Source organism: Streptococcus sp. VT 162, assembly GCA_000688775.2.
Classification (GTDB): Bacteria; Bacillota; Bacilli; order Lactobacillales; family Streptococcaceae; genus Streptococcus.
The window spans coordinates 284,019-296,952 of the sequence record CP007628.2; the positions used below are offsets into that span (position 1 = coordinate 284,019).

At 43.3% G+C, this 12,934-nt stretch carries 11 protein-coding genes and 1 pseudogene; 6 read left to right on the top strand and 6 right to left on the bottom strand.

Annotated features, from left to right (window positions below; all coding sequences use genetic code 11):
- Window positions 1-345: 345 nt before the first annotated feature.
- From V470_01440 to V470_01455, 4 genes are read left to right on the top strand one after another with little or no spacing between them, the layout of a single operon-like run.
- A complete protein-coding gene (locus V470_01440) occupies window positions 346-1,032 on the top strand; it encodes a DNA-binding protein (protein AHZ47115.1) in 687 nt (228 codons plus the stop codon).
- Window positions 1,033-1,035: 3 nt separating this feature from the next.
- Window positions 1,036-2,451, top strand: coding sequence for a DNA polymerase (locus V470_01445; GenBank protein AHZ47116.1), 1,416 nt, complete (start codon window positions 1,036-1,038; stop codon window positions 2,449-2,451).
- Complete coding sequence (locus V470_01450) at window positions 2,448-2,810, top strand: hypothetical protein (GenBank protein ID AHZ47117.1); 363 nt, start codon at window positions 2,448-2,450, stop codon at window positions 2,808-2,810. The genes V470_01445 and V470_01450 overlap by 4 nt, the downstream gene beginning before the upstream one ends.
- Window positions 2,803-3,096: a hypothetical protein gene (locus V470_01455; protein ID AHZ47118.1), complete on the top strand. Its 294-nt coding sequence runs from the start codon at window positions 2,803-2,805 to the stop codon at window positions 3,094-3,096. Before V470_01450 ends, V470_01455 begins: the two co-directional genes overlap by 8 nt.
- 358 nt (window positions 3,097-3,454) lie before the next feature.
- Here the strand turns inward: V470_01455 and V470_10505 are convergent.
- From V470_10505 to V470_01485, 6 genes and pseudogenes are all read right to left on the bottom strand, one after another.
- Window positions 3,455-8,984, bottom strand: a pseudogene (locus tag V470_10505) (alpha-L-fucosidase).
- 340 nt (window positions 8,985-9,324) lie between these two features.
- Complete coding sequence (locus V470_01465) at window positions 9,325-9,801, bottom strand: glutathione peroxidase (GenBank protein AHZ47119.1); 477 nt, start codon at window positions 9,799-9,801, stop codon at window positions 9,325-9,327.
- Window positions 9,798-10,376: a hypothetical protein gene (locus V470_01470; protein AHZ47120.1), complete on the bottom strand. Its 579-nt coding sequence runs from the start codon at window positions 10,374-10,376 to the stop codon at window positions 9,798-9,800. The genes V470_01465 and V470_01470 overlap by 4 nt, the downstream gene beginning before the upstream one ends.
- 12 nt (window positions 10,377-10,388) lie before the next feature.
- Entirely contained in the window at window positions 10,389-10,730 is a 342-nt protein-coding gene (locus V470_01475) for a membrane protein (protein ID AHZ47121.1), read from the bottom strand.
- 10 nt (window positions 10,731-10,740) lie between these two features.
- The gene (locus V470_01480; protein ID AHZ47122.1) at window positions 10,741-11,283 is read right to left on the bottom strand and encodes a membrane protein; all 543 of its coding nucleotides are present in this window, start codon (window positions 11,281-11,283) and stop codon (window positions 10,741-10,743) included.
- A gap of 15 nt (window positions 11,284-11,298) precedes the next feature.
- Complete coding sequence (locus V470_01485; GenBank protein ID AHZ47123.1) at window positions 11,299-11,493, bottom strand: DNA-binding protein; 195 nt, start codon at window positions 11,491-11,493, stop codon at window positions 11,299-11,301.
- 162 nt (window positions 11,494-11,655) lie between these two features.
- Between V470_01485 and V470_01490 the strand changes: the two genes are divergently transcribed.
- Together V470_01490 and V470_01495 are read left to right on the top strand one after the other, a co-directional pair.
- Window positions 11,656-12,606, top strand: coding sequence for a 16S rRNA methyltransferase (locus tag V470_01490; protein AHZ47124.1), 951 nt, complete (start codon window positions 11,656-11,658; stop codon window positions 12,604-12,606).
- A 10-nt stretch (window positions 12,607-12,616) separates the two neighbouring features.
- Window positions 12,617-12,934 carry a cell division protein FtsL gene (locus V470_01495; GenBank protein ID AHZ47125.1) on the top strand — a complete coding sequence of 106 codons (318 nt, stop codon included), beginning with the start codon at window positions 12,617-12,619 and terminating at the stop codon, window positions 12,932-12,934.

Here is a 12,934-nt window from a genome sequence, read left to right on the forward strand (position 1 = left end):
AAAGTAAAAAAACAGTGGATAATGCTATAAAGTTATTATAAAACTATTTTAAATGAATTGTTTCCAACAAGGTCTTAAGAAAGCTCGTAAAGCATCATAATTTAGTAAACGTTAATTCGAGAGAATTACTATACTTACAGAGAGCACCTTTCGAGGTGTTCTTTTTTTGTTCAGAATCTCCAGGTATGTCTGTTAAAATTTGATTTTCCCAGTGGACAATCGTCCACTTTTTTTATATAATAAAACTAAACCGGATTGGTTGAGCTTTAGAAATGTAAGCTCAACCGTCGATTTGTTTTTCTAAGAGAGATATTCTCAATAAAACATCACACTAGGGGGTGAATCATGTACCAACCAGAAAAACTCAAGGCTCGGAGAAAAGAGTTAAAATTGACACAGAAGGAAATTGCAGAGGAATTAGGGATTAGTTTTCAGGCTTACTCGGCTTGGGAACGTGGAATTAAGGAACCATCCAAGGAGAAGGTTGCCCAGCTAGAGAAGATTTTAAAAGTTGCAAAAGGCTATTTTACTCAGATCGAGATTGTCCGTCTCTACAATAGCCTCTCCAAGCAAGGGAAGGACAAGGTTGTGCTCTATGCTCGCAACCTGGCTCAAGAAGAACAAACACAGAAGGTGACGACCATGCCAGAGCGCCTCTACGAGTACCGTGTCTATGAACGCATGTCAGCAGGGATTGGGGCTTCGGTCTACGGTGACCAGAATTTTGATACGGTCTACTTTAACGAGGAGTTGGCCCATGATTTTGCATCTTGGGTATCTGGGGACTCTATGGAACCTAAATATCAAAATGGTTCAGTGGCTCTGATTCGGGAAACAGGATTTGACTATGATGGGGCAGTTTATGCAGTAGTCTGCAACAACCAGACCTATATCAAACGGGTCTATCGGGAGGAAGATGGTTTGCGTCTGGTTTCTATAAATCCTAAATACAAGGACATTTTCATCTCCTATGAGGAAGATCCTCGGATTGTAGGGATTATCGTTGGGAACTTTGTGCCGATGGAGGGTTAGCCTATGGGCTACTTTGATTATTCCAGAGAGCCCAAAAGTGACATTGCCTTTGTCGATATGAAATCTTTTTATGCCAGTGTTGAGTGTGTGAAAAGAGGCTTGCATCCGCTGAAGACCTCGCTTTGTGTCATGAGTCGCGCGGATAATTCAACTGGTCTTATCCTAGCCTCCTCTCCCATGTTTAAGAAGATTTTTGGCAAGTCCAATGTTGGCCGGGCCTATGATCTGCCTTTTGATTTCAAAACGCGCAAATTTTCCTATTACAATGCTCAAAAGCAAGGCTTGCCGACTGACTCAAACTATGTTCGCTACATCGAAGATTGGGCTCAAGTGACTTTGATTGTGCCACCTAGGATGGATGAGTACATCGCGGTCAATATGGAAATCCAGCGAATCTTCCAAAATTATGGCAGTCCAGATGATATTTATCCCTACTCTATCGATGAGGGCTTTATCGATCTGACTAGTTCGCTCAACTATTTCATCCCAGACAAGAGTCTCTCTCGCAAAGACAAGCTGGATCTGCTTTCTGCTCGCATCCAGAGGGATATTTGGAGGCAGACAGGGATCTACTCTACAGTGGGTATGTCCAATGCCAATCCCTTACTGGCCAAGTTGGCTCTGGATAATGAGGCCAAACACACCCCGACCATGAGGGCCAACTGGTCTTACCAGGATGTGGAAGAGAAGGTCTGGGCTATTCCCAAGATGACGGATTTTTGGGGGATTGGCAGGCGGATGGAGAAACGCTTGCATGCTCTGGGGATTTTTTCCATCAGAGAATTGGCCACCAGTAATCCAGACCAGCTACAGAAGGCTCTGGGTCAGGCTGGCCTGCGTTTGTGGTTTCATGCTAACGGGATTGATGAGAGCAATGTTCACAGGCCCTATAAAGCCAAGTCCAAAGGGTTGGGGAATTCTCAAATCTTGCCGAGAGACTACGTAAAGCTACGGGATATCGAAATTATTCTCCGAGAAATGGCGGAGCAGGTGGCTATTAGACTGAGAAGGGCGGGCAAGAAAACAACCCTTGTCTCTCTCTATGTTGGTTTCTCTAAGCAGGAGGTTAGGCCGTCTATTCACACACAAATGAAGGTCGAACCGACTAATAATACTGCTGTTTTAACAGACCACGTTTTGAAGCTATTTCATAATAAATACACTTCTGGAGCGGTCAGAAGTGTCGGAGTCAACTATTCAGGATTTGTGGACGAGTCCTTTGGCCTGATCTCCCTCTTTGATGATGTTGACAAGTTAGAAAAAGAAGAAAGGCTCCAGACAGCCATTGACTCCATTCGGGAACAATTTGGTTTTACCTCCCTCTTAAAGGCCAATGCACTGGAAGAAGCCTCTAGGAGTCTTGCCAGAAGCAAGCTGATTGGGGGGCATTCTGCTGGAGGATTAGATGGACTAAAATGATTGATCGTTCTTATTTACCCTTTCCATCTGCGCGTGACTATCAAGATCCAGGGATGCAGAAGTGGATGGGCTTTTTCCTCTCAGAGCATACTAGTTCACTCGGTGAAGAAAGAAATCGAGTTGCTTTTTCGACGAGTTTGAATTCCGTTGAGAAGCTACTCTTGCTTTCGCAGCTTTATGTTGGGCAACTGAAGGGATGCTTTGTGGTCAAGGAAAGAAGGCATAAAACCACGATCATTGGTGAGGTAAGCGAATTATCACCTCAAACTCTATCTATTAGGACCAATGAGGGCTATAGGCTGGTAGAGGTAGCAGATGTTCTCGAAATTCGACTGTGGGAGGAGGGAGTGTATGACTAGAAAAGACTTGTATGAAAACAAACTGCAGATGGATTATTTTTCAGAAGCCTATATTCGTTTTGAAGAGGATTTTCAAAAATACTCTGCTATGAATGTGCCTTTGACTTTTTTGATCGATGACATCCTACGCACCATGGCGATGAATCAGAAAAACTACTTTGTCTTAAACAAGGAAAACGCCAAGGATGGGCGGGAGCATCGCTTTTATTTTAGGGTGGTGACGGAAAAAGAGTGTCCCAGAAATCGAACCTATGCATACGCTGGACTCAAAAATAGTAGTCAGTGACTAGGTGTAGAAGAGGGAAGTTTGATTTAGGAAAGATGGCTTGTGAACGTCAGAAGATCTCATGGTATTGGAATTCGAAACACCATCTTTTATCTGTGGAGTTCTTGCAGAACTTATGATGGTAGTTCGGATGAGATAAGACAAGGGGCACTCTCTTTTTAGATGAGCGTTTATTTGAAAACGTGGTTGGATTTGAGAATAGCTATCTTCAATGATCATCTTACTTTATAGAGTCATACCAAAACATCCATGTATATTTGTGGATGTTTTTTAATTTTACAGATAGAAAAAGAGAAGACCAAATGGTCTTCTCAACGGGGGAACTGAATCATTAGAAAGAATCAATCAAAGAGGGTTATTAGTCTTTGAAATTCTTTTGGAAGATGAGGAGAGACAAGATAGAAGTAATGGCTGCCAAGAAGAGGAAGGCACTTGCTTCTTGTTCCCCAGTTGCAGGGAGTCGTCTTTCCTTGTCTTCTTTGATTGTAGCTGTAACAGGAGCTTTTTCATCTTTTGATGATGAATTATTTGTTACGACTGGAGCAGGTTTTTCAGTCTCTCTTGGGGAAACATACTCAGGAAGAGTCACAACCGGTGGCGCCTCTGTTCCAACTGAGCTTTGTTTGCTACCTACCTCAATCACTCGATCTTGAGCTGGAGTTGCTTCTGTTTGGAGAACCTTGCGATTGTCACCGTCCACTTCAACATACTCGACTAAGAGACCGTCTTTCCCTTCTGATAGAACTTGCTCTTTTCCTTTGTCTAATTGTGGGTTTTCGCGACGAATCGTCTTGAACGGTACGACCTTATTGACGATTTCTAAGCTTGGAAGTGTAAAGACAAGGTCTTTAACCCCTTCCTCAGGACTTGAAGAAGTAATTGGTTTCTCAGGTTGCGCTGGAGTTTCCGGTTGAGCAGGTTTTTCAGGCTGAGCCGGTTTTTCAGGCTGAGCCGGTTTTTCAGGCTGAGCTGGCTTTTCAGGCTGAGCCGGAGTTTCCGGTTGAGTTGGTTTTGGATCCAAGCTCAGCGACTTTTTTCTCGATAGCTTTTGTCAAGCTGTCCATAGCCTTATCATACTCAATTTCCGGTTGTTTTGGCTCAGCTGGTTGATCAGGTTTAGAAGGTTCTTCAGGCTGTTCCGGTTGCTCTGGACTAGGTTCCTCTTGGCCTTTTTGATAGTTCTCATCCTTGGATAGGATATCTTGTAGGGCACTGACTGTCAACATGACATCCTGAACATCCACTGCATCAGCACTGAGTTGGTTTCTCAATTTTTCTAGATTTGCTTGGAAAGCTTGGCGTGCAGTAGCCGTATTCTTCAAGCCTGCTGGATCAAAGTTGGACAGATCGTCTTTCCATTTTGAGATAGACTGGATGATATCTGCCTTGCTGTAGAGTTCGCTACCTTCGCCACGAGTGATAAATTGGTCTACCTGAATACCAATATTTTGAGACAAATCGTTTCGATCAGGATCGAGTTGAAGGGTGACTGCGTGCAAGTTTTCGTCCAGACCTTTTAAGCTAACCAGAGTTTGATTGCCTTGGCGTTGGGCTGCACGACCGCTAAAGTATTTCTTACCGTCAATAGTTGAAGCATTTCCCATGCCATCTTGGTAAGGAACTTCTTTGCCATCTAGGAAGACTTTGTAGATACCATGATTTGGATCAACATAGCCCTTGATATCAAGTCCAGTACCGTAGAAGTAGGCTGTGACAGTTGTCTTTTTCTTTTGCTCGTCAGTTAAGCGTCCAAAAGATGCCCAAGACTCCGTTTTTTGGTACTTGTCTGCCGAATTGGTTTCATGGTGCCAGCCAGGACTATAATCCAACTGACTAGCTTGATCATCATAACTTGTTTGGTCCTTGATCAGCAATTCAGCTTTCATCACTTGGATGGTTGCATCTGTAGCAAAACCGAGCAGGGCACCATCAGTGACAGAAGTGAGCTTGGCTTTGAAGTCAAAGACAGAGTCGGCTTGTTCTGTAAAGTCAATCGTTGGGATGGTAACAGTCTTTTCTGTTTCTCCGTCTTTAAAGGTCACATCTTGAGTTGTATCTTGGTAAACTTTACCGTGAACCCCAGTTCCAGGTTCTGTGATGAAGCGAACAGTAGCAGCCCCCTTGCTTCCACCAACACGTTTAATCTTAACAGTGACTGGTTTTCCTTTTTCGACTTCGTAGTTAGTAGACTCGAGTTCAAACATTCCCTTGCTATCATTGTTTAGGGTGTAGATCCCTTCTGTAGCAATTGGTTCGCCTGTTTTGTTCACGAGGGTAATAGTGTGTTGGCCAGGTGCTAAATCGCCTGTCTCAAAGACTTTTTGGCTACGTTTACGGCTAGCGTTCTTAGTTTGCACATCGGCAACCTTTTGACCATCAACGTAGACGGACATTTCTCCATGACCTGGGTCGACTGTAGATACGACATAGGCCTTGGTTCCTGTGAAGGTATAGCTGACTTTGGCATCTTTTTGATTGGTCCACATAGAAGTGCCACGAACACCTTCAGATTCATTGTACCAAGTTGTTCCGGCTGTATCTGCCGTTGTGTTTGAGTGGTATTCAAGTCCAAGAGGGTAGCCATCAGTCTTTTCAATGCTGCTTGGTGTCTTGTAGACTGAGAAGTTGGTTAAGATTGGGGTTGCTTGAGCACCGGTGATGGTTACACGGATTTTTTGTGCTTCAACAGGCTTGCCTTGAACCAAGCGACGGTAACCAACGGTCGAACCTTCGCCGTATGTCACCCAACGTCCGTTGATTTCGACTTCAATCTTGAAACCTGAGATACGTTGACCTTTGGCGATGTCTTCCTTGAGTTCAACGACGTCAAAGCGTCTCTTTTGCCCCAAATCGACTGTAAAGCTACCGGTTGTGGCATCATTTGAGAGGGCCCAGCTGGTGTCATCTTTACCGTCTGTGAGGTGGCTTTCTTTGTAGAGGTGGTTTTGACGAGTAGAACTTGCTGTTACAGTTGCACCTTTGGCAAAGTCAGTCGCATACATTTGGTCTAGGGTTGCCTTGAACTCTTTCAAGCGAGCCACATCAGCATCTGCGAATTTTCCTTCTTTATTTGGTGGAATATTGAGAAGGAGTGGCGTTCCACGACCAACAGACTTGAAGTAGATGTCCATCAACTCTTTGAGTGATTTCGGTTGTTGATTGTCATGATAGAACCAGCCTGAACGGATCGAAACATCAGCTTCCCCTACAGAGTACATATCACCATCAGGGTCACCATGGTTGAGGTATTCGTTTTTCACATCGTCTGTGATGTTGGCTCTTTTAACTTTATGCCAAACAGGGTCACCTGCGATACCTCGTTCATTTCCGATCCAGCGAACGCTCGTTGGCTGAGCAGAGAAGATAGCGATATCTCCTTCGGCTTCTTTGATGTATTTGAACCATTCATCGAAGGTATAGGTTACTTTTTGGGCACCGCTACCACGTGCACCGTCCATCCAAACCTCGATAAATTTCCCTTTGTTACCGTATTTCGGATTACCAAGGATTTCTTTCAGCTGGTTGAGATAGTATTGGTTGTATTCTTTTTCGGTTGCAACATGGTATTTAGGATGGTTGGCATCCCATGGTGATAGGTAAACCCCCATATTCATGTCATACTTGCTAGCAGACTTGGAAACTTCTTCGAGAAGGTCACCCTTTCCATCTTTCCATGGACTAGCAGCTACGGTATGGTTGGTGTACTTAGATGGGTAAGCAACGAATCCGTCGTGGTGTTTAACAACCATAATAGTTCGTTTGAAGCCCGTTTCCTTCAGAGTGCGAATCCACTGGTCAGTATCCAAGTTGGTTGGATTGAAGTATCGAGGGTCTTCTTTCCCATTTCCCCATTCAGAATTGGTATAGGTGTTCATTCCGTAGTGGATGAAGGCAGCCAATTCTTCCTTGTGGTAATCGAGTTGAGCCTTGCTTGGAAGAGGTCCATGATTGCCAATTTCGGTTTCTTTATCTTCTGGATGAGCCACTGGTGGAGTCGGTGTCGTTGGATTAGCTGTATCAGCGACTGGCTCGTATTCAAAGACGACCTCATTCACACCTTTGTGCTGGATGGTTGCTTCCAGGCTAGTCTTGACTGGACGGTAGCCAGCAATGTCTTTTGCATGGAAGGTGTTGACAAAGGAAACCTCATATTCTTGGCCTTCATTGTTATCAACTGTTGCCTCAGCTAGTTCAGTACTTGTTCCCTTTTGACGGTAGTAAACTTTAAAAGAGCCTTTGTTGGCTTTATAGACAACCTTGATGATACGAGTACCGGCAGGCGCTTTGCTGACAACATTGTGATCTTCAGCCCAAGTATCTTTTAGCTGTTTATTAACTGCTACGCCATCAATGGATACAATTTCGTATTTGTCTTTATTCTTCTGGTAGAAGTCCGTTTTCTCGATTTCTTTTTTGAAATTATAGTCAAATGGCGAATCAACAGCTGTCTGTTCGATAAAGGTGTCATTATCTTTGACAGGATTTCCTTCTTCGTCTTCGTGTTGGATAACCACACGGCCGTATTCAACTCCCTTGGTCAAGGTAGCAATCCCATCTTGGTTGAAGGAATATTCGTTGCTTCCGATAACAGCTTTCTCATTTCGAAGCATACGCCCCTCATCGGTAAAGTAGTAACGATTTCCATTATCTCCTTGGTACCACCCTTTCACACCATATTTAGCAATCATGTCCTTCACCCATTTCAGTTGTTCAGGTGAAAGGACGAGTCCGCCACCAAAGCGATCCTTTTCAGCCACACCATTGTCAACGGTTCCGTGTTGGTGGACCCCCAGAACTTTTCCTTGGCTATCCACAATGCCACCACCAGACAAACCAGATACAGAAGTGGTTTGGTAGGTGATACCGGTCGTTCCCTTATCATCATAGGACTCAACAGATCGGATGGTCCCGTCAGCCTTGTAAAGTTGGCCAGCTAGGATAGGCTGTTTCAGTTCTTTTGAGCTTGAGTCAGTTGGGTAGCCAATCGTACTGATAGCTTCTCCCGGCTGATGCGTCTTGTGCTCCGCTAAAGGCGCAAAGGTTGCTGCTTTGTTTGGACTAGCAATCGGAAGAGGAATAGGAGCTTCTACAAGAGCAAGGTCGTTCTTATAGCCTTTTCCAAACTCTTTCTTATTCCAGAAATGGATATCCTTTTCTCTAAATAAAACCGTAGTTCCAGAAGACGGAAGTGAATTTTTCTTTTCGCTGTTTGAACCAACGTTATAGTAGAACTGGGCAGATTTTCCACCACGAATGTGACCTTCGCCAGTTTCTTTATTGGCCTCTAGGAAGTTATGAGCAACGGTAAGAATCAAATTAGGTGCAACAAAGATACCAGATCCGGAAACGAGGTAGCGTTGCTCCCCTGCATTGTAAGTGCTGTAAACCATAGTAGCAGCAGTAGCAGGTTGTCCCTCGTAGTTGATATGTTTGAGGTCTTGTCCACCGTTAATGATGGCACGGTTTCCGTTCTCAGTTTCTTTTGGAGCTTCTTCCTTGTCCTTTAGAATGCTCTTAGTTTCTACTTTTGGACTAGCTTTCTGATCAACGATAGTAGTCGTATCGAGTTCTTTGACAGGTGTGTCTGGATAGGCACGGTCCTGAATATCTTCAGGGAGCAAGTCAGCACTGTTGGTATCTGCAACAGGTGTTTCTTGTTTTTCAGCTTCTACACGGTCTTCTTCTTTGACTGGTTCAGCCTTGGTCTCTTCTATATCTGCGACTTGTTTCATTTGCTGATCTAAATTGGATGTTGTGGCAGGAGATGTTTCGTCTGCACGCACGGTTCCAGAAGCAAAAAATGCCAGTCCGACGATAACAGATGCCACACCTACAGTCAACTTCCGAATGCTAAAAGTTTGCCCTTTTTCAAAAAGGTATCGATTCATAATATACTCCTAGTTTTTAGAAAGGCAGTCAGCTACTGCCCAAGCCCAAGTCTGACTTGGTTACAACTTGATTTAATGAAAAACTCTCTGATAATTTGTAAGCCACCTTACCTCCTGTTTATAAAGCGCTTTCATTTTAAGATAAAAAATTTAAAAGGTCATTTCTCCCTTAAAATGACTGAAAACTTTTAATATAACAAATATACTAAATTAATGAAAGAATTGCAATAGCAAAAGGCAAAAAAATAAATATAAATTAAAGAAAATCAGTTACTTTTTAAAGAAAAAACGCATCCTTTCATGACTCAAACTAAATGAAAGGATACGTTTTAAAAAGAAATTAGAGTATTTTTTGGAGAGAATCTTGGATGGTTTGGGGGTCTGTTTTAGAAGAGAAGCGCTCAAGGACCTGCCCATCTCGACCAATGAGAAACTTAGCAAAATTCCATTCGATTCGTTTTCCTAGCGGGCCAGACTTCTGGTCTTTTAGCCAAACATAAAGAGGATCTGCCTCCTTGCCGTTGACCTTGATCTTGGCAAAGCGAGGGAAAGTGGTCTGATAGTGTAGGCTACAGAAACTATTGATTTCTTCTGCGCTGCCGGGTGCTTGTCCCATGAACTGATTGCAAGGGAAATCTAATATTTCGAAGCCCTGATCTTGATAGCGTTCATAGAGTTCTTGAAGTCCCTGGTACTGGGGCGTTAACCCACATCCAGTAGCAGTGTTGACAATCAAGAGAACCTTGCCACGATAGCCCTCTAGGGGAGTTGTTTGGTTATTTTGGTTTAAAACGGAAAAATCATATACACTGGTCATTTTTCTATATTCTCCTTATGCATTCCTGATTCAGAGTGTTTCATCTCGTGTTCCGATAAAAAGGCGTAGGTCATGGTTCCAAAGATGGCACCAATACCCAATCCCAACACTAGTAAAGGGAGCATTTTATCGAACTGGGAGAGATTGTCCCAAAAGGTATCGAGGGGAAGATGCTGAACAAAGAGTTTGTGAAAGATTAGTAAGAGGAAGAGACCAAGCTGAATGCTGATGAATACACCCCAACTACGAAGGTTGATTTGACTTTTGCTGTAGCTTTTGTGATGGATTTCGGACGGGTCATCCTTGTCCAAATGCAAGTTGCGAACTGCTAGTCTAGCCCTAGATGAGAGGACGAAGATAAGTCCAAAATAGAGGTAGGGCATGGCATCTCGAACCAACTCTATGAAGCGTCCAAATAGGAGATAGAACAAGAAGAGTAGGAGGGAGGAGTAAACGATTTGGATCAAGGCACGGGCACAAGCCTTGTAAATCATCTCTTGACGGCATTCATCAAAAGGCCCTTGTATGTGAAAGAATAGTTTGAGTAAGCGAGTGGTGAAATCTTCTTTTTTCATGGGAGTAACCTTCTAAATGAGCGATTTTTGATTGACTTCTTTAAAGAGTTGATAGAGAGTATAGAAGTAAACCAAACTAAAAATGATACAGATTATTAGAAATACCAGGTATCTCCAATCCATAGGATTTGTTAAAAGTTGTGGAAAGGATACGAGGATAAAACAGAGAGATGCGTTTAGAAGACGTATTTTTTTTGATTGGATTTTCTGGGATCTCTGTCCCTTGTTCAATACAGGAAGGAATAAAAGAAAGATAATCAAGAAAGGATGCTCAATATGTCCAGAAAGTAGGAAAAAGGTAACAAAGATACTGATAAAAACATGACTGATCAGTAGTCTAGCTAGTGATTTCATAAGACACCTCCTAGTCGTCTTCTTGGTCTTTCTTGGCTTTTCGAATGCGAAGAGAGACGATAATTTGTATGGTAAATCCGAAGAAGAGGGTAGCTAGGATAGTTGATACAAAATGCCCTGTATTTAAAAGAGAACCAAGATAATCCTTGCTATCATCGGTTAGGACATTCAGAAGCGGTATTCCAAAGAACATGCCCATGCCATAGATCAGACCGGCCTTTAGACCAGGAAAATGTAGCTGTTTACTTTCTTTTTGACTCAGCATTTCGGGGTCAATAGCTGTGATGCCTGTTTTTTTGGTTTGGGAGACCACATAGAGGGCAGCCATCATCGAAATGCCAAACACCACGAGAGGATAGCCGATAGCGACAATTTGTGGGTATTTATAAGCAAGGATAAAGGGGATGAGGTTGCCAAATATCATGAGATAAAAGAGAACGATAAAGACCTGATTCCCGATACGATCGGCCTCGCGCCGTTTGTGTTCGTCAAGGGGACCAGAAATACCGTATGTGCGTTTGATGAGTTTTTCAGTGAGAGTTTCTTTTTTCATTTGTTTGCTCCTTTTTTAAAAATCGTCTTCCCAAAAGAGGCTATTGAGGTCAGTTTGGAGGCTGCGGGCGAGGTTGAGACAGAGTTCCAGGGTTGGATTGTACTTGTCGTTTTCAATCATGTTGATGGTCTGTCTCGAGACACCGATATCTTTGGCGAGCTCGAGCTGGGAAATGCCCAGTTCCTTGCGGAATTCTTTCACACGATTCATAGGGTCTCCTTTTTGATATGTCGTATATATTTGACTATATTATATTCTTTCGGGGATGAGATGTCAAGTATATATGACATATTTTTGAGAATTTTTTTCGAAGAAACTTAGCCTTGTCTGACAAGTGCAAGCTGGTCAGATTTGTGGTAAAATAGATAAGATATGACAAAAGAATTTCATCATGTAACGGTCTTGCTTCATGAAACGATTGATATGCTGGACGTAAAACCTGACGGTATCTACGTTGATGCGACTTTGGGCGGAGCAGGCCATAGCGAATATTTATTAAGTAAATTGAGCGAAAAAGGGCATCTCTATGCCTTTGACCAGGACCAGAATGCCATTGACAATGCGCAAAAACGGTTGGCACCCTATATCGAAAAGGGGATGGTAACCTTTATCAAGGATAACTTCCGTCATTTGCAGGCACGTTTGCAGGAGGCTGGTGTCCAGGAAATTGATGGAATTTGTTATGACTTGGGAGTGTCCAGTCCTCAGCTAGATCAGCGTGAGCGTGGCTTTTCTTATAAAAAGGATGCGCCACTGGATATGCGGATGAATCAGGAAGCTAGTCTGACGGCCTATGAGGTGGTCAATCATTATGACTATCATGACTTGGTTCGGATCTTTTTCAAGTATGGTGAGGATAAGTTTTCTAAACAGATTGCCCGCAAGATTGAGCAAGCGCGTGAGGTGAAACCGATTGAGACAACGACAGAGTTGGCAGAGATTATCAAGTCGGCCAAGCCTGCCAAGGAGCTCAAGAAAAAGGGGCACCCTGCCAAGCAGATTTTCCAGGCTATCCGGATCGAGGTCAATGATGAGCTGGGCGCTGCAGATGAATCTATCCAGCAGGCCATGGACATGCTGGCTTTGGATGGTAGAATCTCGGTCATTACCTTCCATTCGCTGGAAGATCGTTTGACCAAGCAATTATTCAAAGAAGCTTCAACAGTGGAAGTTCCCAAAGGCTTGCCCTTCATTCCAGATGACCTTAAGCCCAAGATGGAATTGGTATCCCGCAAACCAATCTTGCCAAGTGCCGAAGAGCTAGAAGCCAACAATCGTTCGCATTCAGCCAAGTTGCGCGTGGCTAGAAAAATTCACAAGTAAGAGGAAAAACATGGCAGAAAGAATCGAAAAAACAAGTCAGTTATTGCAAACGAAGTTTAAAGGTTTTTCACGTGTGGAAAAGGCCTTCTATGTTTCGATTGCTGCAACAATGATTATCCTGGCAATTAGCGTTGTGTTTATGCAAACCAAGCTATTACAAGTTCAGAATGAATTGACCAAGGTCAATGCTCAAATCGAAGAAAAGAAAACCGAGCTAGACGATGCCAAGCAAGAGGTCAATGAATTGATTCGTTCAGAACGTTTGAAAGAGATTGCAAACTCCAAGGATTTGCAGCTGAATAACGAAAATATCCGAGCAGCGGAGTAA

Coding starts and splice junctions, on each gene's coding strand:
- V470_01495 (AHZ47125.1), top strand. CDS start 12,617: ATGGCAGAAAGAATCGAAAAAACAAGTCAGTTATTGCAAACGAAGTTT.
- V470_01475 (AHZ47121.1), bottom strand. CDS start 10,730: ATGAAATCACTAGCTAGACTACTGATCAGTCATGTTTTTATCAGTATC.
- V470_01450 (AHZ47117.1), top strand. CDS start 2,448: ATGATTGATCGTTCTTATTTACCCTTTCCATCTGCGCGTGACTATCAA.
- V470_01465 (AHZ47119.1), bottom strand. CDS start 9,801: ATGACCAGTGTATATGATTTTTCCGTTTTAAACCAAAATAACCAAACA.
- V470_01440 (AHZ47115.1), top strand. CDS start 346: ATGTACCAACCAGAAAAACTCAAGGCTCGGAGAAAAGAGTTAAAATTG.
- V470_01455 (AHZ47118.1), top strand. CDS start 2,803: ATGACTAGAAAAGACTTGTATGAAAACAAACTGCAGATGGATTATTTT.
- V470_01480 (AHZ47122.1), bottom strand. CDS start 11,283: ATGAAAAAAGAAACTCTCACTGAAAAACTCATCAAACGCACATACGGT.
- V470_01490 (AHZ47124.1), top strand. CDS start 11,656: ATGACAAAAGAATTTCATCATGTAACGGTCTTGCTTCATGAAACGATT.
- V470_01445 (AHZ47116.1), top strand. CDS start 1,036: ATGGGCTACTTTGATTATTCCAGAGAGCCCAAAAGTGACATTGCCTTT.
- V470_01485 (AHZ47123.1), bottom strand. CDS start 11,493: ATGAATCGTGTGAAAGAATTCCGCAAGGAACTGGGCATTTCCCAGCTC.
- V470_01470 (AHZ47120.1), bottom strand. CDS start 10,376: ATGAAAAAAGAAGATTTCACCACTCGCTTACTCAAACTATTCTTTCAC.